Source organism: Mesorhizobium sp. M0496 (genome assembly GCF_040321205.1).
Lineage (GTDB): Bacteria > Pseudomonadota > Alphaproteobacteria > Rhizobiales > Rhizobiaceae > Mesorhizobium.
The window spans coordinates 1-23,829 of sequence record NZ_JAMYRC010000066.1; the positions used below are offsets into that span (position 1 = coordinate 1).

At 64.3% G+C, this 23,829-nt stretch carries 22 protein-coding genes; 6 read left to right on the forward strand and 16 right to left on the reverse strand.

The window, feature by feature from the left end; genetic code table 11:
* Positions 1–129 precede the first annotated feature (129 nt).
* The 5 genes from NKI73_RS31595 to NKI73_RS31615 all read right to left on the reverse strand — a co-directional run bounded on the left by NKI73_RS31595 (position 130) and on the right by NKI73_RS31615 (position 5,839).
* The gene (locus NKI73_RS31595) at positions 130–1,068 is read right to left on the reverse strand and encodes an ABC transporter substrate-binding protein (RefSeq protein ID WP_352635740.1); all 939 of its coding nucleotides are present in this window, start codon (positions 1,066–1,068) and stop codon (positions 130–132) included.
* Positions 1,069–1,144: 76 nt separating this feature from the next.
* Positions 1,145–2,143: an ABC transporter permease subunit gene (locus NKI73_RS31600; protein WP_352635741.1), complete on the reverse strand. Its 999-nt coding sequence runs from the start codon at positions 2,141–2,143 to the stop codon at positions 1,145–1,147.
* A complete protein-coding gene (locus tag NKI73_RS31605; protein WP_352635743.1) occupies positions 2,140–3,684 on the reverse strand; it encodes a sugar ABC transporter ATP-binding protein in 1,545 nt (514 codons plus the stop codon). Before NKI73_RS31605 ends, NKI73_RS31600 begins: the two co-directional genes overlap by 4 nt.
* A complete protein-coding gene (locus NKI73_RS31610; protein WP_352635745.1) occupies positions 3,681–5,060 on the reverse strand; it encodes an FGGY-family carbohydrate kinase in 1,380 nt (459 codons plus the stop codon). The genes NKI73_RS31605 and NKI73_RS31610 overlap by 4 nt, the downstream gene beginning before the upstream one ends.
* The gene (locus NKI73_RS31615; protein ID WP_352635747.1) at positions 5,057–5,839 is read right to left on the reverse strand and encodes a DeoR/GlpR family DNA-binding transcription regulator; all 783 of its coding nucleotides are present in this window, start codon (positions 5,837–5,839) and stop codon (positions 5,057–5,059) included. The genes NKI73_RS31610 and NKI73_RS31615 overlap by 4 nt, the downstream gene beginning before the upstream one ends.
* Positions 5,840–6,031: 192 nt before the next feature.
* Between NKI73_RS31615 and NKI73_RS31620 the strand changes: the two genes are divergently transcribed.
* From NKI73_RS31620 to NKI73_RS31630, 3 genes are all read left to right on the forward strand, one after another.
* Positions 6,032–7,075 carry a class II aldolase/adducin family protein gene (locus NKI73_RS31620; RefSeq protein ID WP_352635749.1) on the forward strand — a complete coding sequence of 348 codons (1,044 nt, stop codon included), beginning with the start codon at positions 6,032–6,034 and terminating at the stop codon, positions 7,073–7,075.
* 77 nt (positions 7,076–7,152) lie between these two features.
* Positions 7,153–8,427, forward strand: coding sequence for an FGGY-family carbohydrate kinase (locus NKI73_RS31625; protein ID WP_352635750.1), 1,275 nt, complete (start codon positions 7,153–7,155; stop codon positions 8,425–8,427).
* Positions 8,424–9,275 carry a TIGR01459 family HAD-type hydrolase gene (locus NKI73_RS31630; protein WP_352635751.1) on the forward strand — a complete coding sequence of 284 codons (852 nt, stop codon included), beginning with the start codon at positions 8,424–8,426 and terminating at the stop codon, positions 9,273–9,275. The genes NKI73_RS31625 and NKI73_RS31630 overlap by 4 nt, the downstream gene beginning before the upstream one ends.
* Here the strand turns inward: NKI73_RS31630 and NKI73_RS31635 are convergent.
* Positions 9,262–10,272 carry a sugar-binding transcriptional regulator gene (locus tag NKI73_RS31635; RefSeq protein WP_352635753.1) on the reverse strand — a complete coding sequence of 337 codons (1,011 nt, stop codon included), beginning with the start codon at positions 10,270–10,272 and terminating at the stop codon, positions 9,262–9,264. The two genes, NKI73_RS31630 and NKI73_RS31635, sit on opposite strands and share 14 nt — an antisense overlap.
* A 158-nt stretch (positions 10,273–10,430) precedes the next feature.
* Between NKI73_RS31635 and NKI73_RS31640 the strand changes: the two genes are divergently transcribed.
* Positions 10,431–11,231: a hypothetical protein gene (locus tag NKI73_RS31640; RefSeq protein WP_352635754.1), complete on the forward strand. Its 801-nt coding sequence runs from the start codon at positions 10,431–10,433 to the stop codon at positions 11,229–11,231.
* Between the two features lie 15 nt (positions 11,232–11,246).
* On the opposite strand, the gene ptsP is transcribed toward NKI73_RS31640, so the two are convergent.
* The 5 genes from ptsP to NKI73_RS31665 form a co-directional block, all read right to left on the reverse strand.
* The gene (ptsP, locus tag NKI73_RS31645; RefSeq protein ID WP_352635756.1) at positions 11,247–13,232 is read right to left on the reverse strand and encodes a phosphoenolpyruvate--protein phosphotransferase; all 1,986 of its coding nucleotides are present in this window, start codon (positions 13,230–13,232) and stop codon (positions 11,247–11,249) included.
* A 56-nt stretch (positions 13,233–13,288) separates the two neighbouring features.
* A complete protein-coding gene (locus tag NKI73_RS31650) occupies positions 13,289–13,669 on the reverse strand; it encodes a PTS glucitol/sorbitol transporter subunit IIA (RefSeq protein ID WP_352635758.1) in 381 nt (126 codons plus the stop codon).
* A gap of 110 nt (positions 13,670–13,779) precedes the next feature.
* Positions 13,780–14,784 (reverse strand): PTS glucitol/sorbitol transporter subunit IIB, encoded by a 1,005-nt coding sequence (gene srlE / locus NKI73_RS31655; protein WP_352635760.1) that lies wholly within the window; start codon positions 14,782–14,784, stop codon positions 13,780–13,782.
* Between the two features lie 16 nt (positions 14,785–14,800).
* On the reverse strand, positions 14,801–15,562 hold the full coding sequence (gene srlA, locus NKI73_RS31660; RefSeq protein ID WP_013529328.1) for a PTS glucitol/sorbitol transporter subunit IIC: 762 nt from the start codon (positions 15,560–15,562) through the stop codon (positions 14,801–14,803).
* A 60-nt stretch (positions 15,563–15,622) separates the two neighbouring features.
* Entirely contained in the window at positions 15,623–16,060 is a 438-nt protein-coding gene (locus NKI73_RS31665; protein WP_352635762.1) for a transcriptional regulator GutM, read from the reverse strand.
* A 194-nt stretch (positions 16,061–16,254) separates the two neighbouring features.
* Between NKI73_RS31665 and NKI73_RS31670 the strand changes: the two genes are divergently transcribed.
* The gene (locus NKI73_RS31670) at positions 16,255–16,896 is read left to right on the forward strand and encodes a hypothetical protein (protein ID WP_352635764.1); all 642 of its coding nucleotides are present in this window, start codon (positions 16,255–16,257) and stop codon (positions 16,894–16,896) included.
* A gap of 91 nt (positions 16,897–16,987) precedes the next feature.
* Positions 16,988–17,662, forward strand: coding sequence for an HAD family hydrolase (locus NKI73_RS31675; RefSeq protein WP_352635765.1), 675 nt, complete (start codon positions 16,988–16,990; stop codon positions 17,660–17,662).
* Here the strand turns inward: NKI73_RS31675 and NKI73_RS31680 are convergent.
* From NKI73_RS31680 to NKI73_RS31700, 5 genes are all read right to left on the reverse strand, one after another.
* Positions 17,659–18,828 carry a DUF930 domain-containing protein gene (locus NKI73_RS31680; RefSeq protein WP_352635767.1) on the reverse strand — a complete coding sequence of 390 codons (1,170 nt, stop codon included), beginning with the start codon at positions 18,826–18,828 and terminating at the stop codon, positions 17,659–17,661. The two genes, NKI73_RS31675 and NKI73_RS31680, sit on opposite strands and share 4 nt — an antisense overlap.
* Before the next feature lie 159 nt (positions 18,829–18,987).
* Positions 18,988–19,746: a 5'/3'-nucleotidase SurE gene (locus NKI73_RS31685; protein WP_352635769.1), complete on the reverse strand. Its 759-nt coding sequence runs from the start codon at positions 19,744–19,746 to the stop codon at positions 18,988–18,990.
* Positions 19,743–20,909, reverse strand: coding sequence for an MBL fold metallo-hydrolase (locus tag NKI73_RS31690; RefSeq protein WP_352635775.1), 1,167 nt, complete (start codon positions 20,907–20,909; stop codon positions 19,743–19,745). The genes NKI73_RS31685 and NKI73_RS31690 overlap by 4 nt, the downstream gene beginning before the upstream one ends.
* Positions 20,909–21,988 carry an ABC transporter ATP-binding protein gene (locus NKI73_RS31695; protein WP_352635771.1) on the reverse strand — a complete coding sequence of 360 codons (1,080 nt, stop codon included), beginning with the start codon at positions 21,986–21,988 and terminating at the stop codon, positions 20,909–20,911. The genes NKI73_RS31690 and NKI73_RS31695 overlap by 1 nt, the downstream gene beginning before the upstream one ends.
* Positions 21,976–23,679 carry an ABC transporter permease gene (locus tag NKI73_RS31700; RefSeq protein WP_352635773.1) on the reverse strand — a complete coding sequence of 568 codons (1,704 nt, stop codon included), beginning with the start codon at positions 23,677–23,679 and terminating at the stop codon, positions 21,976–21,978. The genes NKI73_RS31695 and NKI73_RS31700 overlap by 13 nt, the downstream gene beginning before the upstream one ends.
* Between the last annotated feature and the right edge of the window lie 150 nt (positions 23,680–23,829).

The window sequence follows — 23,829 nt, forward strand, 5'->3', positions numbered from 1 at the left end:
CACTAATCAATTCACACCCCCCCTCGCCTTCAGCCTGCCGCGCGCCTCCGCCCCCGCCCCCGCCGCCCCGCCGACGCCGGCCCCCCCCCGCCGCCCCCCCCCCCCCCCCCCCACGCTGCTGAGGGACGTTTAGCGGGCCGCGGTCCAGCCCTTGTAGTCCTTCAGGTTCTCAGCCGTGATCAGCTTCGGGTCAAGCAGCACGGTCGGCTCCGCTGGCTTCTTGCCGGCCAGCAGTTCAGCCGCCATCGTCAGCGACTGGCCGGCCATCACATAGGGGTCCTGCGAGGCCGACGCCTTGATCATCGAGGTGCCGGAGGAGAGTTCCTTCTCGATATCGGGCGCGCCGTCGACGGCGGTGAAGAGGAACTCCGAGCGGTTGAGCTGCTTGGCCGCAAGCTGGGCGCCGATCGCCGTCGGGTCGTTGATGGCAAACACCGCATCGATCTTGTCGAAGCGGGTGAGCAGCGACTGGAATACCTTCAGGCCGCCGTCGCGCGAGCCTTCGGCATTTTGGTCGTCGGAGAGGATCTTGATGTCGGGATGCTGCGCCAGCACGTTCTTGCAGCCCTTTACCCGCTCCAGGATAGACGACGATGCCGGCCCGTTGAGGATGACGTAATCGCCCTTGCCGCCCGTATGGTCGACCAGGTACTGGCACGCCTCTTCGCCCGCCTTGACGTTGTTTGTCATCACCGTGACGTCGGCGCCTGGCGCCGAAACGTCGAAGGCGGCAACGACGATGCCCGCCGCCTGCGCCTTCTTCACCGCCGGCGCGATCGCCTTGGCGTCGACCGCATTGAGCATGATCACGTCGACGCCGGCGGCGATGAATGAATCGACCTGCGAGACCTGCTTGTTGAGGTCATAGTCGGCCGACACCGATGTCACCTCCACCTTCGGGTTGATCTTCTTGGCCGCGTCCTCGATGCCCTTGATAGTGGCGACGAAGAAGGGGTTGCCGAGCAGGCCGACCGAGATCCCGACCTTGTTGAGGTCCTTGGCCGAAGCAGGCGCGATGGCGAGCGACGCGAGTGCGACGCCGCAGAGCAGTTTGGCGATGGTCTTCATTGCTTTCCTCCGATTGCCCCGCGCCTCTCACGGTGCGTTACACAAACCGGTCGTTGACGCCGGCGACTAAGGTCAATCACGTTCTTGCTCCTGCCTGGAGCCTGTAGCGGTCGAGGGCGACCGCCACGATGATGACCAATCCCTTGATGATGTACTGCCAGATGTCCGAAACGCCGGCCAAGATGAGCCCATTGGAGAGCACGGCGATGATCAGGCCGCCGATCAGCGTGCCCCAGATCGAGCCGACGCCGCCGACGAAGCTGGTGCCGCCGAGAATGACCGCGGCAATGGCGTCGAGTTCGTAGGACTGGCCCAGTTGCAAGCCGTTGGCGGCGTAGAGACGGGCCGCCGACATGGCGCCGCCAAGACCGGCCAGCAGGCCGGAAACGCCGTAGACGAAAAGCAGCACCAGCGGCACCTTGATGCCGGTCAGCCGCGCCGCTTCTGCATTGCCGCCGACAGCATAGATCCAGGTGCCGAGCACGGTGCGCTTGAGCACCAGCCAGGACAGCACGACGACCGATAGCGCGATGATGACCAGCCAGGGAATGCCGAACAGCGAACCGTTGCCGATGAAGTCAAACGGCAGGTCTGAATTGAACACCGTCGTGTCCTGGCCGAGCAGGCGGGCGACGCCGCGCACAGCGGTCAGCGAACCCAGCGTGACGATGAAGGGCGGCAGCTTGATGTAGGCGATGAGCAACCCGTTGATGACGCCGAAGCCGAGGCCGACCAGAATGGCCGCCGGCACGCCGAGCAGGCCCCAATCGGGCACCAGCGATACGATCACCGCCACCATCGCCGAGGCGGCAAGGATGGCGCCGACGGACAGGTCGATGCCGCCGGTTAGAATGACAAAGGTCATGCCGGCCGCCAGCACGATGTTGATCGACGATTGCTGGGTGACGATCAGCAAATTGGTCTCGGTCAGGAAGCGCGGGTTCATGAACTGGAAGCCGGCCGCCAGCAGGATCAGCACCGGCAGCATGCCAAGGGCAGCGATTGCGGTGCGCAACCGCCGGCTCGTGCCGGTGGCCTGGCCGCCCGCGCTGATCTCGGTCGCCTTGTCGGTCATTGCTGAGCCGCTCCCGTTGCAAGTTCCATGATTTTCTCCTGGCTGAGCGGATGGCCTTCGGATGCCGCCACCTCGCCCGATATCGTGCCGTCGCGCATCACCAGCACGCGGTCGGCGACGCCGATCACTTCCGGCAGTTCGCTGGAGATCATCAGGATGGCGATGCCCTGCTTGGCGAGATTGTCGATCAGCCGGTAGATTTCCGACTTCGCCCCGACGTCGACGCCGCGGGTCGGCTCGTCGAGGATGACGACCTTCGGCTCGGTTTCGAGCAGGCGGGCGAGCAGCACCTTTTGCTGGTTGCCGCCCGACAGCGAGCCGGCATTAGCCTGTACCGACCTGGTGCGGATGGAGAGATCGGCAACAGCCTTGGAAGCGCGCCTCTCGGCGGCCGCGAAGTCGCGCAGGCCGCCGGCGCGCGAATCCCTTGCCAGCACACCCATGCTTATGTTGTCGGAGATCGACATGTCGAGGAACAGGCCGAGTTCCTTGCGGTCCTCGGTCAGATAGGCAATGCCGGCATCGAGCGCCTCACGCGGCGAGCCGATGGTTACAGGCTTGCCATCGAGTTCCAGCGTGCCGGATGTGCGCCTGTCGGCGCCAAAGATCAGCCGTGCAAGCTCGGTGCGGCCGGAGCCGACCAGACCCGCCAAAGCCAGCACCTCGCCCTTGTGCAGGTCGAACGAGCAGTTCTTCAGGAGACGACCGTCGGACATGCCGCGCACCGAGAGCGCCACCGCGCGCTTTGCATCCGGCGGCCGATGGTCCTTCTTGTAGAAGGCCGACAGATCGCGGCCGACCATCATCGACACCAGGCGCGAGGCGCTGAGATCGGCGCGCTCCAGCGTGCCGACATAACCGCTGTCGCGCAGCACGCTGACGCGGTCGGCGAGCTGGTAGACCTCTTCCATGCGGTGGCTGATGTAGATGATGGCGATGCCTTGCGATTTCAGCGTCGCAATGACCTCGAACAGCCGGTCGGTCTCGCGCGAGGTCAGCGACGTCGTCGGCTCGTCCATGACGATGATGCGCGCATTGGTCGACAGCGCGCGGGCGATCTCGACCAGCTGGCGCTCGCCGAGCGACAGGCTGGAGACCATGTCGCGGGCCGAGAAGGAGACGCCGAGACGCGCGATGATCTCCCTGGCGCGCCGGGTGCATTGGTCGCGATCGACGATGCCGAAGCGGCGCGGCTCGTTGCCGAGGAAGATATTCTGCGCCACGGTCAGATTGGGCGCCAGCGACAGCTCCTGATAGATCACCGCGACGCCACTGGCGCGTGCCTTGATCGGATCGCCGGTCGCGGCGTGCATGCCGTCGATCAGGATCTCGCCACCGACATCCGGCCGATAGGCGCCTGAAAGCACCTTCATCAATGTCGACTTGCCGGCGCCGTTTTCGCCCATCAAGGCGTGCAACTCGCCGGCATGAACGCTGAGCGAGACATCCTGCAAGGCGCGGATGGCGCCGAACGTCTTGGAGATGTGTCGCATTTCCAGCACCGGCTGGCGCGCCGTCTCGACCTTGGCGGCCGCGCTCATCGTGCGCCTCCCGCCGTCGCACCAGCGATCCCCCGGTCGATGGCGAAGGCACGCCAATCATCGCGATAGAAGGCCAATCCGGTGAAACGCGACGCACGCACCGGCTCCGGAACTTCGGCGGCAAATTCCCGCCCGACACTCTCGAAGGCGAGCGCCGCGGCACCCGTGGCGCTGCCTTCCAGTGTGGCGCCCTGCAGGAAGGACTGGCCGGGACGCAGCTGCGCCAGCAGGCTGGCGAGCAGGCCGCCACTGTTCAGTCCGCCATCGACGATCACGGTGTTCTGCGAATGGATCAGGTCGAGCGACAGATCGACCATCAGCGCCACGTAGAGCAGCGCCACGGCGGCCCGCTCCTCGGCATCGGGCGTACGCCCGACCAGCCGGCCCGCACGGTCGGGCATAGGTCCGCCGGGCGCGAAGCTCGGCAATGCCATGACACTGGCGTCGATCACCCTCTGTATCGAGGACAGGCCGATCGCGCCTTGCCAGCCAGCGCTTATGGTCGCGAATTCGCGACCGCCCATGAAGCGGATGGTCGGCACGGGGCCGCCATCGACATCGACATTGACCAGCATGTCGCGATCCTGGTCGAGCGCATCGAGCGGGCAGTCCGGGTTGAGCACGACGACCCATGTGCCGGTCGAAACGACTGTGACCGGGCCGAGCTCCTGCCGGCGATAGGCATGCAGCGCCGCATTCGAGTCATGGACGCCATTGTGGATGGCGACTGGCCGCGCCAAACCTCCGAGGTGCCGTTCGCCGATCACGGCGCCGGCGCGCTCAAAAGAAGGCATTCGGTCACGCCAGCCCTGGGCGTCGACCAGCGAGGAAAAGTCTTGGCTGCGCGGCGCCCACATATGCGAGTGGCAGCCGAGATAGGACACTTCCGAGACCGCTCGCCCGCCAAGGCGCCAGCTCCAGTATTGCGGATAGCCGAGGATCGATTTCGCCGCAGCGAACGCGCCGGGATCGACCTCCTGCAGCCACAGCATGTGGCGACCGTAGTTGAAGCCGAGCGGCAGTCGCGGCGAGAAGGTTTCGGCAAAGTCCGGAATGCAACGATCGATCCGCGCGGCAATCTCGGCCGGCGGTTCTTGCTCGTAATCAAGGATCGGGTGCGTCAGCGCCGCCTCGTCGATCAAGGCGAAGGTGCAGCCATGGCCCGACATCATCAGCCCCTCGACGCCATGGCTGTCGGCCGCATCGGCAACGGCATTGAGCGCCCAATCGTGGAGCGCTGCCTCGTCGAGCACGCTGAAGCCGCCTTGGCGCACCCATTTCGGTTGTGTCCGGCGCTCGTCGAGAATACGCCCGTCCTGACCGAAGACGAACAGCTTCGAATTGGTCTTGCCGAAATCGAGGACGGCCACCTTCACTGGATGGCTCCCGAGGATGAGGCTATCCGCACCATGACGCCGGCGTCCTCGAGCATGCGCGCATCGGTGTCGGAGAGACCGTCGTCGGTGACCAGCGTCCCGATGCGGGAAAGCGGCAGCGCGACATTGCGCGCATGGATCGACAGTTTGCGGCTGTCGGCCAGCACCACGATCTGGTCGGCGCAGAGGCTGAGGTCGACGATGGAGCGCACCAGCAGCGGATGCGATTCCAGCACGCCTTCCTGGCCAATGCCTTGCGCGCCGAGAAAGAACTTCGACGCGTAGAAGGGCACGGCCTGGGTCGGTGAATGGATGATGCCCGGCTCACGGTGCAGTTCGCCGCCGGCAACGGTCAGGCTGCAGTGGCCGTGGTCGCTCAAATAGGCCGCCAGCGGCATCGAATTGGTATAGAGCCGAATGCTGCGCTCGGCGAGCTTGACCCCGAGATGGAAGCAGGTCGAGCCGCCATGCACGATGACCGCGTCGCCGTTGCGCACCATGGTCGCCGCGAGAGCTGCGATCTGCCGCTTGGCCTCGACCGCAAGGTCGCGGTTCTCGTCATAGGGCCTGGCATAGGCGACGCCCGCCTGGGAAGCCCCGTCAAGCGCCGAGATGCCGCCGTAGACCTTCCGAGCTTCGCCGGCTTCGTCGATCCTGTCGATGTCGCGCCTGACCGTCGCGGCGGAAACGCCGAGCCGTTCTTGAAGCTCGCGCACCGAGGCGAACGGGCGATCCCGCAGCAGTTCGACGATCTGACGCTGACGGCCGGAGTCGCTCACTCTTTCCTCCCGAGTGCCCTTTTCCATGGCAATTGGCGCAACTTACTCAACATTAGCCAGATTGCAAGCGGGTTTTGATGATAGTAGATCACTATTGACGTAGATCACTCGCATCTGCGATATCAGCGCCAGTTCGATCCCGGCAACGGGATTTCGCGCAGGACACGGCCGAGCCGTTGGAGGAAAAGCGCCATGGCAACCCAAGCTGACGCGCAGGAACTAGCCGCCTTGCGGGCGCTTTCGGCCAGCATCGGGCAGAGCCCGCATCTGACCCAGGCGGCAGGCGGCAACACCTCGCTGAAAGCCGGCGACACGTTGTGGATCAAGGCCTCCGGCACCTGGCTGAAGGATGCGCTCACCGACGACATCATGGTGCCGGTGGCGATGACGCCGCTGCTCAGGGCCGTCGAACAGCGCGACCGCGCCGCCGACCAGCCGCAGGGCTTCACCATTGCGGCGCTCAATCCGCGCGGCTTGCGTCCGTCGATCGAGACCACGGTGCACGCCCTGATGCCGCAGCGCGTCGTTCTGCATGTCCACTGCGTCGACACCATCTCGCTTGCCGTGCAGACCGATGGCGAGGCCGAGGTTGCCAGGCGGCTCGATGGCATCGAATGGGCCTATGTGCCCTATTTCCGGCCGGGCCTGCCACTTGCCCGCGGCATTGCCGAAAAACTGCGGCCTGATGTCGACGTGCTGATCCTTGCCAATCACGGGCTGGTCGTCGCCGCCGAAACCGTCGTGGGGGCGGAGCTTCTGCTGCATCGCGTCAGGTCCCTGCTGGCCCGGCCGGCGCGCGCGACCGCCGCGCCCGACCTTGCCACCTTGGCGGTGCTTGGCGGCGACAGTGGCTACAGATTGCCGGCCGATGTCGAAGCACATGCGGTTGCGCTCGACCCGGAGAGCCGTCGCATGGCGGAGGCCGGTAGCCTTTATCCGGACCACGTCATTTTCCTCGGCCAAGGCTCCGTCGTCGCCGGACCCGGCGAGACTGTGGCTGATACTATCGCACGGCTGGCTACGGCGCCGGCGGCGATCCTGTTTCCCGGCGCTGGCGTACTGATGCGCGGCGATGCCAGTGCTGGCGCCGACGCCATGCAACGCTGCCTCGCCGACGTGACGGCGCGCATAGACATTGCGGCGCGGCTGAACTATCTCACCGCCGCCGAGAATGACGAGCTGGTCAACTGGGACGCCGAACAGTATCGCCAGAAGCTCAACGCGGCCGGCGGCTAGAACATGATCCCGAAAAGTGGATACCGGTTTTCGGAAAAGATCATGCTCAAACGAACATAGAGCAAAGGACAGATGCCATGATGCCACTTGCCATCGGCATCGACATCGGCACGTCAGGTGCGCGCGCCGTGGCCATGCGCCCAGATTTCTCCATTGCCGGGCATTCGGCTGTTCCGCTCGACAGATTCAGTAGTGATGGCCGCGACCCGGCGGCATGGTGGCAAGCGGTCGAGGCGGCGCTGATCGAACTGCTTTCCGGCATCGACCGTGCAGCGGTCGGCGCCATCGCCGTCGACGGCACGTCGGGCACGCTGCTGCCGGTCGACGCCGCCGGGCGACCTCTGGCCGAACCGCTGATGTACAACGACAAGGTCGCCGACGACGACATCCTGGCCGCAATCGCCTGCGCGGCGCCGGCTGCAAGTGCTGCGCACGGCCCAACATCAGGGCTTGCCAAGGCACTCCAGTTTCAGCGCCTGTCCGGCGTCGCGAAGATGTTGCACCAGGCCGATTGGATCGCCGGAAATTTCTCCGGTCGCTTCGATATCAGCGACGAGAACAATGCGCTGAAGACAGGCTATGACGTCGAGGCCCGGCGCTGGCCGGACTGGATCGCGGCGGCCGGGATGCGCATGGAGTTGCTGCCGCGCGTCGTCGAACCGGGCGAGGTCACCGGCGCTCTCACCGCTGCCGCCGCGGAGCAGTTCGGCTTGCCGCGCGATGTGGTCGTTGTCGCCGGAACGACGGACGGCTGCGCCTCGTTCCTGGCCACCGGTGCCGCGGCCATCGGCGACGGCGTCACCGCGCTGGGGTCCTCACTGACCATCAAGATCCTGTCCGACCGGCCGATCTCGGCGCCGCGCTTCGGCATCTACAGCCATCGGCTTGGCAACACCTGGCTGGCCGGCGGGGCGTCGAATTCCGGCGGCAAGGTGCTGGCGCAGCATTTTCCGCTCGCGCGCATCATCGAACTCAGCGCGGCAATCGACCCCACGACCGAGACAGGCCTTGACTACTACCCGCTCAGCACCGCTGGCGAACGCTTCCCGATCGCCGATCCCGCGCTGCCGCCACGCCTCACACCCCGGCCAGCGGACGATGCCGGCTATCTCAAGGCGATGTTCGAGGGCATCGCCGCGATCGAAGCGCTTGGCTATGACCGGCTTGCCGAACTTGGTGCGCCCGCACTGACGTCGGTCAGGAGCGTCGGAGGCGGCGCGGCAAACCCGACCTGGACGGCGATCCGGCAGCGCCAGCTCGGCGTCGACTTTCTGCCCGCGCTTTCCGACGAGGCCGCCGCCGGCACGGCGCGGCTGGCGCTGCAGGGTGCAAGCGAGGCGGAGTTCCTATGAGGACGAAAAACGTAGAACGTCTCGAGGGCATCGGGCCGCTGGCGGAACGTTACGACGTGTTCCTGCTCGACCAGTTCGGCGTGCTGCATGACGGAACACGGCCCTATCCGGACGCGGTGGCGGCCCTGTCGGCACTGAAGCGCGCCGGCAAGACCGTGGTGCTGATTTCCAATTCCGGCAAGCGGGCCCAACCCAATGAAAGCCGGCTCATGAAACTCGGCTTTGAACCGGGAAGCTGGGACCATTTCGTCTCTTCCGGCGAGGTAGCGTGGCGATCCTTCAATGACATGGCGGAATCGGGAAAGCTGCGCCCGGGGACAAAATGCCTGCTGATCAGCCGCGACGACGACCGTTCGGCGATCGAGGGCCTGCCTTTTGTGCTGACCGGGACAGGCGACAACGCCGAACTGGTGCTGATCTCGGCCAGCGAGGGCGACCGCTACGACCTCGATCACTATCGCCGGCTGCTTGCCCCGGCAGCGGCGCGGCGGGTGCCGTGCTTCTGCACCAATCCCGACAGGATCATGCTGACGGCGGTCGGACCCCGCTACGGCGCCGGCGAGATCGCCGATCTCTACGAAAGCCTTGGCGGCAACGTCATCCGCATCGGCAAGCCCTACAAGGCGATTTTCGACGCTGCACTGGCGCTGGCCGGCGAGCCGGAGCGCCATGGCGTGGTCTGCGTCGGCGACAGCGTCGAGCACGACATATCAGGAGGAAACAGCGCTGGCATCGCCACGGCGCTAGTTTTGAGTGGGATATTGGCGGACACATCAGATCTCGCTGCCGTTTTCGATGAACAGCAGGCCTGGCCGGACTACATCACGGATAGCTTCAGCTTCCGCTGACCGCTTCCAGCATGCGCCGAGCGCTCTCCTCGTCGGTGATCAGGATCGTCGGCGCGATGAGGGTCATGGCGCCGAGCAGCGCCTCGGTCTTCTCCGCACCGCCGGAGGTGAGGATGCGGATCGGCGCCTTGCGCAGGCGATCGACATCCACCGACATCACGTGGCTGTTGACGGGATGGTCGACCAGATCGCCATTGCGGTCGAAGAAATGGAACAGAAGGTCGCCAACGGCGCCACGCGCAAGCAGGGCCTCCCGATCCGCTTCCTTAAGAAAGCCGCCGCGTGAAAAGGTGGTGGCCGAGGCGATGCCGCCGACGCTCAGCAGAACGGCATCAAGCACGTTGGCCATCTCAAAAACCTCCTGCAGGCCGCAGCGCTCGACCAGCGCGATCTTGGTCTCGACGCTGTCGACGACGGCCGGCGTCGGGATCAGATAGCCGTCGCCCTGGAAGATTTGGGCGAAGCGCCAGGCGAACTCCGCCGGGTTGTAGCGCCGCACGACGCCGACGCCGCCAAGCAGCGAAATGACCTTGAAGTCGGTGAGCGACTTGGCGCTGATGAAGGGCAGGCTCGAAAACAGCGTTCGGCCCCAGCCGACGCCGACACGCATGCCGGATTTCATCGTATCTGACACGAAACTGCCGGTCTTGGCGCTGATTGCCGGTAACGGATCGGCGTCGGGCGTGGAAAGCGGCGCCACCAGCGCCTGCTGCAGCCCGAAAGTCTTTTCCAGCGCGCGTTCAAGCCGCACGATTTCCGACAATTCGCTCTCGATGCTGATCTTGACCTCGTTGCGCGCGCGGGCGTCCGCCAGCATGCGCACGATGGTGACGCGGCCGACGCCGAGCACATCGGCGATTTCATTCTGCGTCATCTGCTCGACGAAATACATCCAGGCGGCGCGAATCCTCAGGCGATCCGTCCGGCTTTCGCTGGCGACCTGCTCGGTTGCCTCGCCCCGGCCGTTTTCGCTTTCGCCCTGTCGTCGCCTGCCCACGCCTGTGTCTCCCCCTGCGGCGATGGACGAGCGCGCCGTCGCCGATTCTGCATGCTGGTCTAGTATCGCCTATTGATCTACCAATCGATAGGAACAATGTAGAGGTGATGGCCACCCCCTGTTGGCGGCCATCCGCAGCAATTTCGAGGCAATCCGCGATGCTCCGACAAATCTCCGAAGATGTCCGCGTCAACCTGAAGGACCGGCTGCGGGAAGTTCGCGACGCGATCCGCCAGAGCCGCCATGACGGCAGCGGCGACGCCAGTGTCCTGCGCGAAGCAACCAGCCATCTGCCGCCCTTTCCGGGCAAGGGCATCGAGGGCCTGCTCAGCCACGCCGCGAGTGCCGTCGACGAAGCGCTGTCGATCGCTGAATCCTTCGTCCCGCATGAGCGCCCGATAAAGGTGGACGGCACGACGGTAAAGGGCCTCGGCACCTATTTCCCGGTCGGCAACGAGGATCGCCAGCTGAGCGCGGAGCGCCTGTTCCGGCGCGATATGTATTATTTGACCAAGGCGGTGCTTGCCGGTCTGAAAATCGACAATGCCCGCATCCACGAAGCCGATTTTGCGGCCGTCCATGTCACGATGCGCAAGCGGCATGGCGACCTTTTGGCTGCATTGGCCGCGCCTGACGCCGGACTGCAGGCGATCGCGGCCATTTGTTCGGCGTTGCTGGTCGAGTGCCTCAACCAGCGTCCCGTTCGCTTTGCCGAGACCGCGCCGGAAACGCCGGCGGTGGGCGGCCAAGCGCTCGACATAAGCTGCCTGGCGCCGCTCGCCTTGGCCTGCGGCCTGGCAACCACCGGCAGGGACGGTTCGCCGGAACCGGATATGCTGGAGATCGCGATCCTGGCAGCCGATATCCGTCACGACCGCATCGTTCAGGCCTGCGCCAAGGCGAGCCCGATCGCTGAGCTGACACCGGTTTTCGCCACCTTGCTTGCCCATTTGCCGTAATTGTCGAGACTTCGGCTAGCCTTCCGCCGCCATCGCCATAATCGTCTTCTTGGCGCGCTGGATCGAGGCAGGACTCATCGAAAGCTCGGTCAGCCCCATCTTCACGAACGTCGCAATAAGGTCGGGACGGCCGGCGGCCTCGCCGCACATGCCGACCATGATGCCGGCGGCGACGCCGGCTTTGGCCGTCATTTCGATCGCCGACATGACGGCCGGATTGGTGACGTCGTTGAGCTTTGCCACTGTCGGGTTCAGCCGGTCGGCGGCCATGATATACTGGGTGAGATCATTGGTGCCGATCGAGAAGAAAGCCACCTCCTTGGCTAAAGCCGGGGCGATCAGCACGGCGGCGGGGGTCTCGATCATCACGCCGAGATCGAACGTCGCATGCGGCACCCTTTCGGCTTTCAGTTCGGCGGCACATTCCTCGACCAGAACCCGCGTCTGCCTGACCTCTGATATGTCGGAGATCATCGGCAGCATCACCTTGATGTTGCCATGCACGGCCGCCCGCAGCAGCGCCCGCAGCTGACGCTTGAAGATATCGGGCCGGTCGAGGCACATGCGGATACCGCGCCAGCCGAGGAACGGGTTTTCCTCATCGGGAAATTCGATGCCGGCGATCGGCTTGTCGCCACCGATGTCGAGCGTGCGCACGATGACAGGGTACGGCGCAAAAGCCTTGGCCAGCGCCGCATAGGTTTCCGCCTGCATGTCTTCCGACGGCAGATGCATATGGCGCATGAACAGAAGCTCGGTACGGAACAGGCCGACGCCCATGGCGCCAGCCTCTAGTGCTGCCTCGATTTCCTCAAGCGAGCCGATATTGGCCGCAACCTCGATGATCCTGCCGTCGGCGAGCTTCGGCGTCACCGTCTTGAAGACGGTCAGCCCGGCGCGCTCCTTCGCCGCCGCTTCGACGCGGCCGGCGAAGTCGGCGCGGGTCGCCTCGTCGGGATCGATGATCACATGGCCGGCGTTGCCGTCGAGCGCGACTTCTCGCGCGGTGCGCAGGGCGTTGACCTGGTCGCCGAGGCCGAGCACCGCCGGAATACCGTGCGAGCGGGCAATGATGGCGATGTGCGAGGTCGCGCCGCCATGGCCGCAGACCACGCCGCCGATGCGCTTCAGCGGCGCACGCGCGAGATCCCAGGCGCCGATGTCGTCGGCAATCAGGATGGCGCCCTCGGGGATGTTTTCGAGGGTGACATCGTCTTGTCCAAGCAGCACCAGGCAGATCTGCCGGCCGACTGCGTGAACGTCATCCGCACGCGCGTTCAGATAGTGATCATCGACGGCGCTGAAATCGGCGGCGATGGTGGAGGCCGCGGTAATGACGGCCGAGACCGCATCGTTGCCGCCCTTGATCAGTCCCTCGGCCTCGCCGGTCAGGCTGTCGTCGGCGGCGATGTCACGGAGCGCGGCGACGATGCCGCGGTCTCCGGCCGACAGGCTGTCCTGCGCCAACGCATCGTCCATGCGCGCCTGGACGGCGGCGACAGCAGCGCGGAACCTGTCGATCTCACCGGCGATCTCCTCGGCTTGCAACATGCGGCCCTGCCCCGCGATATCAGGCGGGAAATGCGCAAAGGCCGGGCCGATGGCGAAGCCTTCGCTTGCGGCTACACCGCGCAGGCCGTTTGCTCGACCAGGTGCCGCCGACTCGGATTCTGGCACTGACGCGGGTGCCATGTCCTGCCCGGCCGCATTCGCCGGGCTCTGCGACTCGGCTTCATCATCCAGGCCCGCCTTGGGATTCTCGAGATAACCGATCAACGCCTCGATCGCCTCGATCGCGTCGGCACCGTTCGCCCGCACGGTGACTTCCTGGTTCTCCTTGACCGCCAGCAGCATCAGCTTGACCGAACTCTTGGCACTGACCGCCTTGCCATCCTTGACCAGCTCGACATCGGATTCGAAACCCTTGGCGAGCTTGACGAACCGCGTCGCGGGACGGGCGTGCAAACCTTCATGCACTCTGACAATGGTCGAGCGTTCCATGGCAAATACTCTGGTTTTGGGCGCCGCTCCCAACATAGAACGCGACGCGAATGCTGTCAGGCGGCGATGGTGATGATCGCGCCCGTCTTCAGGGCGGCCACGAGCGCTTGCGTATCGACTGGCGATGCGCAGATCTCGCCCGGCCTCTCGGCCTCGTCGGCGCCGTTGAACGAGATGACGACATGGCCCATTTCGAGCACCTTGCTCCATGCGCTGGAGCCGACCGCGGTTATAACAGCTGAAACCGGGCCGAGGGTGATCGAAGCGCCCTTGGCGGGCGCTCCGTCACTCGGTCCCTGCTCGGTCTGATGGAGCACCGAAACCTCTGCAAGCTCCGGCGGCGAGCCATCCGCAAACAGGATGACCACGCCCGCTTCGGCGAGGTCCGCCACTTCGGGTCCGATGGCAGTGACCCGTGTTCTCAAAAGAACCGTCATATGGCGAACCTCATTTTCCAATAATCCCTAGAGCGGTGAACCGCTCTATCTCTTTGTTTTGACGCAATTCCGGACGGAAAACCGTTTCACACTTTTTTCCTGGAATTGCTTCAGAACACGACCAGGCTGACGATCCAGGCGATCAGCACCGAGACCGGTCCCATGATCTGGCGGCTGATCAGCACCGCCGGAACACCGATTTCGATCGTCTTCGGTTTGGCTTCACCGAGCGCCAGACCAACGGGGACGAAGTCGCAGCCCACCTGGGTATTGTAGGCAAACAGCGCCGGCAGTGCCATCGCCGGCGAAATCGTGCCGTTGGCGATCTGCGGGCCGATAATGGCAACGCCGATGACCTGCGCGATGACAGCGCCCGGCCCGAGGATGGGCGACAGGAACGGCAAGCCGCAGATCGCCGAGATGATCAGCAGGCCGACGATGTTGTTGGCCAGCGGCCCCATCGGCTGTGCCAGCACATCGCCGATGCCGGTGTACAGGATCAGACCGATGAGCATGGTCACGAAGGCCATGAACGGCAGCACGTTGCGGATGACCTGATCGATGGTGCGGCGCCCGGCATTGAAGAAGATACCGACGATACGCCCCATGACGCGGCCTATCGAGCTGATGAGGCCGATCAGCCCACCCTCGCTTGGCAACGGCTGTGGTACCGCAGTGGCATTGCTATTGCTCGAACCCATCGCTGCTGCTCCCCCTGCAGTGGTGACCGTTTCGGATCCGTCCGCCATTTTGATGTTGGCCGGCTTTACGCCCGAAACGTAGATGTCCTCGGTGATGAACTGGGCCAGCGGCCCGGATTGACCGACCGGCGTCAGGTTGACGGTCGGGATGCGCTTGCGCGGATAGACGCCGCATCGTGCGGTGCCGCCGCAATCGACGACGACCACCGCCATCTCGCTTTCGATCGGCGGCGCCCTGAAGCCGTCGACGGCTTCGGCACCGGTCATGTCGGCGATGAGCTGCGCCACCGGGTGAATGCCACCGCCAGTCACCGAAACAACCTTGCTTCGCTGCGCGGTCGGCTCGATGACCAGTGGGCCGCCCCAGCCGGTCTTGCCCTGGGAGATCTGTACGGCTTTGTATATCTTGTCCATGATGTCCTCCCCGCCCTTACAGCTCGACGCCCTGGCGGCGCGCCATGATGGCGGTGATGCGTTCGGTCAGCATGCCCTTGAGCAGGATGACGACGAGGCCGACGATGGCGTACCAGATCGCCACCTTGACGTGGTAACCGGCGACGACGACGCCCTTCTTCTCCAGCTCCAGCAGCGCGACGAGAATGCCGCCCCAGACGAAATATTCACCGGGATTGATGTGCGGGAACAGGCCGAGCGGCGGGTGCACATAGGACACGGCCGCGTCATAGAAGGCCGGCTTGTGCTTCTCTTCCAGGAACGATCCGAACGTGTAGGCCATCGGATTGGTGAGGAAGAACACCGCCAGCAGCGGCAACAGCGTGTAGCGGGTCAGCGCGATCCGGCCGGCGCCGCGCGCCAGGCCATGCACACGCTCTTCACCGACCAGTTCGGTGACGGCGTAGAAGGCCGTCATCAGCACCACCAGCGTCGGAATGATGCCGGTGACGAAGCCGGCGAACACCTCGCCGCCCTTCTGGAAGATGCCGATGAAGTACTTGCCGATGGCGGTCAGCCAGCCGAGCTGCTCTTCCTGCTGGACGTCCTTCAGCTTTTCCTTGAACTGATCGACAGTGATCGGTCCGCTGTCCGCTTGCGCAAGGACAACGAGATGGTCAGAGGCATGCTCGACGGCGAGCTTGCCATGCAATGCAGCATCCGAGACCATGGCACCTGCGACATGCAGATTGTGCACGGCCATATCGGCATGCTGCGCCAACAACGAAAATACAGACATCTCTCCTCCTTATGCCGCCCGCCGGTTGATCCCAGTCGGTGCGCGGCGTCCTCTCGTCCTCTAGGCCCTTGCTACGTTCAAACCGGACAGGCCCGGCTTCTTTCCCGGCTCCGACCGTGTTTTGTCGATCTGTTCGATCGCCCGTTTCACGGCCTCGGCCACACCGGGTTCCCCCTCCCCCATGATTACAGGGTTGGACCGGAGTCGATCGAGGGGAACGCCCTCGAACTCTTCATGTCTTTTGAACTTGGTGAACACGGAACGGCCGCTCATCACCATCAGGCGGCGCACGACCAGATCGGGTGTCACCACGACGAGCGCGATAGTGCCCTTGGCCAATCGACCGCGAAAATTGCCGGCTCCGACGAAGCCATCCTTGTATTGGTCGGTGACGCCCCTGAAGACGTCCGAATAGTGTCGCATCTGCAGCCAGACGCCGAGCGATTGCAGCGCCCACACAATAACCAGCAGAAGCAGTCCCCACTGCCAAATCGCCATTCGGTTCTCCTCCCGAAGCCTCAGTTGAACCGCACCTTGGACCGACGCGTGACAACAGCAAAGTGAGAACATTTGTTTCCAAGAATGTCAATATGTATGATATTGGCATCGACCATTCATCCACAGGGGCCGTCAACCGATTTCGGCGACGGCGCCGTTGTGCTACCCTGACCGGGAAACAGGATACGCGGAATATGGATCTGCCCTTTAGGGACGAACTGGCCCTGATGCCCGACCTTCGCCATCGGTTGCGGCAATTGCGCTGGTTCCGCGCTACCTTCCGCGGCAGCGCCAAGGTGGTCTCGGACACGTTCGGCGTGCGCTTCGAGATCGACGAGGCCAAGCTCACCAGGGCCTTTCTCGACTGGGTCGAAATCATGGAGGCGCAGAAGCGCTTCGCCGCGATCGACCGCGCCGACTTCATCGTCTTTGCCGCCGGCCTCGTGCTGCGCGAACTGATAAAGCAGGCGCCGGCCAAGGAAATCTCCGGCCTCACCCAGCTGATCGAGACGGAAACGAATGCCGGCACGCTGGAAATCGTCCGCTTCTGGCCGGAAGGGTTCCTTTACACCAACTACTGCGTCTCGGTGATTTCGGCGATCCACGAGCAGGAATTCGGCACAGCGCCGAGCATCGACAAATGCGCCGACGATCTGCGCACCTGGTGGTCCTATCGCGAGAACGTGACCGAGATGCCGGCCTATGCGGTGGCCTTCCTCGATCGCTTCCTCGGCGCCGAACCGAACTGGATCACGCCGGATCGCGCACAGTCCCGGCAAGCCATGCAACGGGCGCTCGGGACTTCCCGTGCGAGCGATGCGCTGCGCCAGCTTTGAACTGCCGGCTTGTGGCCCAAAACACCCGCGCTATTGAACATTTGACTTTTTGCCGATAGCGATGTGCGAAATTGACTCGAAAGGAAAGCGCGTGGCGCGATCAAGGCCTATCATTTTCGATTGCGACGGCGTTCTCGTCGACAGCGAGCCGCTGGCCGCACGGGCCTACGAGCGCGTCTATGAAAAGCACGGCATGCCCGGCGTAAACACCGGCATCATCGCCCAGTGCATCGGCATGAAGCAGTCCGACATCATCGCCAAGATCAGGGAATTGACCGGGCACCAGTTTCCGGCAGCGTCCGACGGCGACATCTGGGCCGAGACCAAAGTGCTGTTTTCCGAGGAGTTGAAGCCGACACCCGGGATCACCGCATTTCTGCGGGCGCTTGCCGGCGACCGCTGTGTCGCCTCTTCATCCTCCGTCGAGCGCATAAACCACAGCCTTGCCGTTGCCGGGTTGGCAATGTTTTTCGGCGATGCGATCTACAGCTCCTCGATGGTCAAGAACGGCAAGCCCGCACCGGACATCTTCCTCTTCGCCGCCGACAAGATGGGCGCCAACCCGGCTGATTGCATCGTCATCGAGGATTCGCCATTCGGCATCCAGGGTGCGGTCGCGGCCGGCATGACGGCGATCGGCTATACCGGTGGCGGTCACACTTATGCCGAGCACTGCGCGCGACTGACGGCGGCGGGCGCCAATTTCGTCTGCGGCGATTGGCAAGAAGTTAGCCGGCAATTGGCCGGACTCGGCGTGCCGGCCTAATTTAGCGGATACTTAGTGAATCCACGGCTGGCCCATTCGCCAGGAGGGACTAATGATCCCACACGGTAGTTGAAGGATAGGACCCTCGTCGCATCGGGATCGACCTCACACCGGAAGTTTAGATTATACCAGGTATTTCTGGTGCTGAAGGCGGCCTGAGTAGGATTGAGAACATTGCCTTTGTCCAGCGTAATGGTTGGCACCCATTTGACCGGATAGTCGGCACTTTGCAGTTCCCGGCTCAGAACATTGCCGCAAAGGGTGGCCACGCGCTGACCGCGCGGCACATTATCCATGGAGCTTGTGGCGAACGCGTTGCCGGTTGCCCCCTGCGAGTAAAGCTTTCTGACGCCCGGGAGGCCGGAATAGATCGGCGATCCTGCAACGTCGTTGTTGGTGGGATTTGACCTTCCAGCATTCCCGATCGGCGCTTTGAAGGCTCTTGCGGGTTTAAACGCCATTGTCTTGGCAGGTTTGGGCTTTGCCTTTCCAGTTGAGGCCGGGGGCGCCGGCTTACCAGCGGTCTCAGCCGCCAATGGCTTTGGCGTCACGACCGCTTGCTTTTCGGCGGGTTGCGGTGCGAGCCTTTGATTGTCCGGCTGCTGTTTGTCAGTGTCCTCGGTCTCCTGCTTCTCCTCGTTTTGCGCAGGTTTGGCGTCCGGCGCAACGGTGGCCGGCTTCTCATCGGGCTTGCTGGGCTCTGCATTCTGTTGTGGCGTTGCAGCCGAGGCGGGCTGGGTCGGCGCGGGCGTCGGTGCTTCAGGCGGCTTCGCCGCCTCATCCTTGGCCGGCGACGGCGTGTTGGGTTTAGCGCTGCTTCCGTCGAGCGATTTCTCGGGCCCGGTATCTTTCTGGCCGTATTGGAAAACGCGCTTCAGAATCTGGTCGTCTGGCGGTTTCGGCGGTTCCAGAGGCGGCTTTTGTTCAGGCGGCTTTTCAGCCTTCTTTTCAGGTGTCGGCTCCGGTGGCTTTGGAGTAGGTTGCGGCTTAGGCTTCTCGGGCGGCGGCACGATCGCGACATTGACGGGCTGCTCCTGCTGATCCGGCTGCTGCTCGGATCTCGGCAGGCCAAAGAACAAGAACGCTGAGATCAAGGCATGCAGGATCAGCGATGCGGCTAAGGCCCATCGCCAATTGCGAAACCATTCTCGTATCTTGCCGTTCATTGCGCCCGATGTGGAATGAAATAAAGGCGGCTTCAAGCATAAGCACGGGATTGACGCAATTTGACCGGTGACAGCTTGGTGATCTGCGCTCGCACGGGCCGTGCGTCACCAAAATGCTGGCGCGGCTCAAGCAACTCGACGATCCAGACCTGAAATCAGCTAGTAGCTTTGCCGATGGCGCTGAATCCCATCCAGAAACCGGTCATCCAGCCGGGTTTCGCCAAACCAGTTCAGCCGGTTGATGCTGACGAGGCCGGCATCGATCACCTCGTTCTCGTCGCCCGGCTCACTCGCATGAGCCCGCCCGCGCGGGACAGTGATGACGGTGCGATCACCATCGCTCTCCACGATCTCGGCCTTGCGGGCGATCTTGTCGCGGCCAATGCGCGGCTGGCGGATTCCGGCCGGCAGCGCGGTCGGCAGGTTGACGCTTAACCAATGCCCCTCCGTCGCCCAGTCGGCGCGCGATTGCCACAACGAGGCGATAAGCTCACCCAGCCACTGGTCGTCGGCATCGGTGAAATCAGGATTCTTCACACGCGAAAAGCCAATGGCCGGCACGCCCCAGAAGGTCGCCTCGCGCGCAATGCCAAGTGTGCCGGAATAGGCGAGGTCTTCGGCGACGTTGCGGCCGTCATTGACGCCCGCCAGCACCAGGTCCGGTCTCCGCGCATCGGCAAACAGCCACGTCATCGCGCTCACCACGCAATCGGCCGGCGTGCCGGAACAGGAATGCCAGCCTGGCTTTGTGCGCCGCATCGTCAAGGGCCTGGCGATCGTCAAGGACGAACCGGCGGCGGTGCGCTTGCCGTCGGGCGCGACCACCCAGACATCGTCGCTCAACGCGCTTGCGGCCTTGACGAGACGGGCAAGCCCCGGCGCTTCGATGCCGTCGTCGTTGCAGATCAGAATTCTCATCGTCTTCTGGCCTCCGGAACCGTGATGCGCTGGCCGGTGCGGTATTGTGTGCGCAGCGATGGGATATGGATTTTGAGATCGCCGAGAAGTTCGGCGGCGCAGGAGTGACCGAGCGCCGCAGGACGCCCGGCCCTCTCCCAGATATCGACATTGCCTGACAGCGTCGGATGAGTGGGCATGCGCACCCAGTCCGCCCGGCCGGCTTTGTGCAACAGATCGCCTGGTGAACCTGAAGGCAGATGCCCGGTGAGCAGTACTGGAAGCCCGGTCTCGCTCGCGCGCGGCAGCAGCCGTGACGATGGGCCGGCCTCACCCATGCCGTCATCAGCAAGCAACGGCATTGACGGCAGGGGATCGGCATCGGTCCAGTCGGCTGCTTCCCGCAAGCGGCGTCGCAGAAACTCTGAAACACCCGGCAACAAGGCTGCCGTGGCGCCGATCTGCGCTTCCAGGGACGAACGCATGCCGGCGTGGATGGCAAACGGTCCCGGCAAGGCCGCGATCAGCTCCAGCGACCGCCCCGAAAGCGGTGTCGGCAAGAGGCACCCTTGCGGATGCTTCGCGATCCAGTCCGAAATGGCTTGGGCCCGTGCCGCCCCTGGCACCGGATCGGCGCCATAGGACGCATCGAGGACAAGCAGGTCGCAGTGTGGGATCGTGTCCATGACGAACACGTTGCTGTCCGGCACCACGTCGGCGGAATAGGCAACGCGGCTCTCGCCATCGTCGACGGCAAACCAGACGCCGCCCACGACATGCCCCGACCGTCCGGTCCGGATGGAGAGATTGCCGCTCTCCAGCGTATCCCCCGGTTCGAACAATTCGATGCGGTCCTTCGGAAAGGGGAACTGCCTGAAATCCTCGGGATCAGCATAACCGGCAAGTGTCGCCGGAGCCTCGTCGCGGGTCTCGGCCGTCATGAAAATCGGGCCGGCATAGCCGCGCGACAACAGCCAGCTCAGTGCACCGACATGATCCTCATGCGCATGCGAGACGAACAGCGCATCGATGTCGGCGACCAACCCGTTCAGTGCCGGATAATATTCCGCTCCGGAGGCGCCGACCTTGATGCCGACGTCGAGCAGGATGCGATCGTTGCCGCTGCTGACAGCAAGACTGGTGCGGCCTTTTTCGCCGAAGCCGCCGAGCAGGTCGAGCATCATCACGATGCCGCCCCCGCTGCCGGGATCAGCCAGCCGGATCGTATCCGCAGACGCGCCTGGGCTCCGCTCTCCAGCATGACTGGGTCGGGCTGTTCGAAATGCAGGGTGAGGCTGGGGTCGGTCGAAGGCGTGAATTCGATGCGTGCCGCGCCGCCCTGGTAGATTACCCGCTTGACCAGACCATTGAAGCCTGGGCCGTCTGGCGACACGTCGAGATCGGCTGACCGGCAGCAGATCTTTGCCCCGGCCCTCGGCCGCTCGCCAGGCCGGCAGCGCACAACCAGTTCAGCGCCGAGAACCCGGACCTTGCAGTGGCCTGCCAGCTCCGCGCTCAGCACTTCGACGGGCAGCAAAATGCCTTGCGAAATGAAGGACGCCACCATTTCATTTGCCGGCTCATGATAAAGCTCGCGCGGCGTCGCCAACTGGGCGAGGCGCCCGCCGTCCATCACCGCGATCCTGTCGGCCAGCGCCATCGCCTCGGCCTGATCGTGGGTGATGTAGACGATGGTCGTGCCGGTGCGCTTGTGGAAGGACGAGAACTCGTCCTCCATCGAGGCCCTCAGATGGACGTCCAGATTGGCGAGCGGCTCATCGAACAGCACCAGCGAGGGCGCGGCGACAAGGCAGCGTGCAAGGGCCACGCGCTGGCGCTGGCCCCCGGAGAGATTGGCCGGCCGGCGCTCGCCCAGCCCCTGCAGATTGACCAGCGCCAGCGCGTCTTCGACCTTCTTGCGCGCGACCACCTTGTCGAGCTTCGCAACCTTCAGCGAATAGCCGATGTTCTCGGCCACCGTCATGTGCGGCCAGAGCGCATAGTTCTGGAAGACGATGCCGACGCGCCGCTTCTCCGGCGCGACACTGCCGCCCTTGCCCGACACGACCTCGCTGCCGATGCGGATCTCGCCTGAGGTCACCTTCTCGAATCCGGCCACCAGCCGCAGCAACGTCGTCTTGCCGCAGCCGGAGGGGCCGAGCACCGCCAGGAACTCGCCGTCACCAACATCGATCGACACGTCCTTGACGGCGTCGAAATTGGCGAAGCTCTTGGTCACATTGTCCAGGCTCAATCGCGCCATGGCAGCACTCCGGTCGGAAGGTAGGGGGCAAGCAGATTGGTCACCAGCATCAGCACGAAGGTGACCGCCACCGTGATGACCGACATCGCCGCCGCGTAGTTGGAATCGCCGCCCTGCTCGAAGGAAAACATGACGACGCCGATCGTTTCCGAGCCCGAAGACCACAGCAGCGCCGACACGGTGAGTTCGCTCAGCGCCGTCATGAAGATCAGCAGGCCGCCGGCGATCGCCGCCGGCGCTACCAAGGGAAAGATGATCGTACGCATGCGTGTGAACAGCCCGGCGCCCGCCACTTGCGCTGCCTCCTCCAGCGCCCGGTCGATCTGGTGATAACCGCTGATGGTTGGCCGCAACGCCAGCACCAGGAAGCGGGCGAGGTAGGCATAGAGGATGATCCAGACGGTGTTGTAGAGATGGATGCCGGTCAGCGGGATCGGCCGCAGGAACAGGAGCAACGAGGCGATCGCCAGCACCACACCGGGCAGGGCGTAGGGCAGTTCGATCGACAAATTGAGCAGCCGCACCCAGCGCTGTTTGCCCCAGGCGATCAAATAGCCGATCGGCACGGCGACCAGGACCGCGAAGAAGGCGGCGGCAATCGACAGCCAGAAGCTGTTGAAGAAGGCGCGGCTGGCCGCATCATGCTCGAACAGCACGAAGCGATAATTGTCGAAGGTTGCCGTCTTGGCGGTAAGCGCGATGCCGTAGCCCGGCACCAGCGACGTCAGCACTAGCCCGAACAGCGGCAGGAACAGCACCGCCACGATCAGCAGCCACATGCCGGCCTGGACGGCCGGCCGCCAGCGGCCGAGTTCATAGGGCTCCGCCGCCAGCGATGTGGAGCTGATGCGATAATCACGGCGACGGCTCATGACCTCCTGGGCAAGAATACCCGCCATGGCGATGATACCGATCAGCACCGACAGGAATGCGGTTTCGCCCAGCACCGCCGGGCCGCCGCCGGCCAGCTTCTGATAGATGAGCGTCGGCAGGACGAGGTAGTTGGCGGGAATGCCGAGGAAGGCCGGAATACCGAAATTGCCGACGCAGGAGACGAAGGCGAGTGCCGCGGCCGCCATGATCGACGGCGTCATCAGTGGCAGCACGATGGTGACCAGCACGGTGAACCAGCCGGCGCCGCCCGCCCGCGCCGCCTCGACCAGTTCGCGCGGCAGCTTGCGCAGGCCCGCCCGCACCAGCAGGAAGACCAGCGGCCCATACTGCACGCCGAGCAGCAGGATGATGCCCGATGTGGAATAGAGCGGGTTTTTGGTGCCGAGCGGCGGTGCCGCGCCGAACAGTTTGAGGAACGGGCTTGCCGGGCCGAACAATTGCAGCCAGGCCAGCGCCGTCACCTGCGGCGCGATCATCAACGGCATGACATAGCAGAGCACCAGGGCGCTGCGGCCGCGTATGTCGGTCAGCGTGATGAGGACGGCGACCAGCGTTCCCGAGAGCACCGCAAGCAGGGTGCCGCTGACGCCGACGACCAGCGTGTGCCATGTCGCGATCCAGGTCGCGGGACTGGCAAGCCCGGCCTTGATCGCTGCGGCCGACAGCGTGCCGCCTGGTGCCACGATCTCCTTGATGAGACGCAGCATCGGCAGCAGGGAGAGCAGGACGATGACGACGGCCACCGCCGCCGTCAGGACCATTTCCTGGCCCCGGCTTTCCCTGATCCGTGTTGACATGATTGCTTTTCCTGGGATCGATCAGCCGATGCGCTCGGGTTTCGCGCGTGGGGCGGGCGCGGGAGGGGGGGGGGGCGCCGGGTGTAAGCGGTTGACCCCCCCCAACAAGTCGACGAACTAGTTGTTGGGGGGGGGGTGGGGGTGGTGTTT

What these genes read in the sequence shown, in the direction of transcription:
- NKI73_RS31600 (WP_352635741.1), bottom strand. Translation starts at nt 2,143, where the DNA reads ATGACCGACAAGGCGACCGAGATCAGCGCGGGCGGCCAGGCCACCGGC.
- NKI73_RS31700 (WP_352635773.1), bottom strand. Translation starts at nt 23,679, where the DNA reads ATGTCAACACGGATCAGGGAAAGCCGGGGCCAGGAAATGGTCCTGACG.
- NKI73_RS31680 (WP_352635767.1), bottom strand. Translation starts at nt 18,828, where the DNA reads ATGAACGGCAAGATACGAGAATGGTTTCGCAATTGGCGATGGGCCTTA.
- NKI73_RS31685 (WP_352635769.1), bottom strand. Translation starts at nt 19,746, where the DNA reads ATGAGAATTCTGATCTGCAACGACGACGGCATCGAAGCGCCGGGGCTT.
- NKI73_RS31665 (WP_352635762.1), bottom strand. Translation starts at nt 16,060, where the DNA reads ATGGCGATTTGGCAGTGGGGACTGCTTCTGCTGGTTATTGTGTGGGCG.
- NKI73_RS31695 (WP_352635771.1), bottom strand. Translation starts at nt 21,988, where the DNA reads ATGGCGCGATTGAGCCTGGACAATGTGACCAAGAGCTTCGCCAATTTC.
- srlA (WP_013529328.1), bottom strand. Translation starts at nt 15,562, where the DNA reads ATGTCTGTATTTTCGTTGTTGGCGCAGCATGCCGATATGGCCGTGCAC.
- NKI73_RS31690 (WP_352635775.1), bottom strand. Translation starts at nt 20,909, where the DNA reads ATGATGCTCGACCTGCTCGGCGGCTTCGGCGAAAAAGGCCGCACCAGT.
- NKI73_RS31640 (WP_352635754.1), top strand. Translation starts at nt 10,431, where the DNA reads ATGCTCCGACAAATCTCCGAAGATGTCCGCGTCAACCTGAAGGACCGG.
- ptsP (WP_352635756.1), bottom strand. Translation starts at nt 13,232, where the DNA reads ATGGAACGCTCGACCATTGTCAGAGTGCATGAAGGTTTGCACGCCCGT.
- NKI73_RS31630 (WP_352635751.1), top strand. Translation starts at nt 8,424, where the DNA reads ATGAGGACGAAAAACGTAGAACGTCTCGAGGGCATCGGGCCGCTGGCG.
- NKI73_RS31605 (WP_352635743.1), bottom strand. Translation starts at nt 3,684, where the DNA reads ATGAGCGCGGCCGCCAAGGTCGAGACGGCGCGCCAGCCGGTGCTGGAA.
- NKI73_RS31625 (WP_352635750.1), top strand. Translation starts at nt 7,153, where the DNA reads ATGATGCCACTTGCCATCGGCATCGACATCGGCACGTCAGGTGCGCGC.
- srlE (WP_352635760.1), bottom strand. Translation starts at nt 14,784, where the DNA reads ATGGACAAGATATACAAAGCCGTACAGATCTCCCAGGGCAAGACCGGC.
- NKI73_RS31620 (WP_352635749.1), top strand. Translation starts at nt 6,032, where the DNA reads ATGGCAACCCAAGCTGACGCGCAGGAACTAGCCGCCTTGCGGGCGCTT.
- NKI73_RS31670 (WP_352635764.1), top strand. Translation starts at nt 16,255, where the DNA reads ATGGATCTGCCCTTTAGGGACGAACTGGCCCTGATGCCCGACCTTCGC.
- NKI73_RS31650 (WP_352635758.1), bottom strand. Translation starts at nt 13,669, where the DNA reads ATGACGGTTCTTTTGAGAACACGGGTCACTGCCATCGGACCCGAAGTG.
- NKI73_RS31595 (WP_352635740.1), bottom strand. Translation starts at nt 1,068, where the DNA reads ATGAAGACCATCGCCAAACTGCTCTGCGGCGTCGCACTCGCGTCGCTC.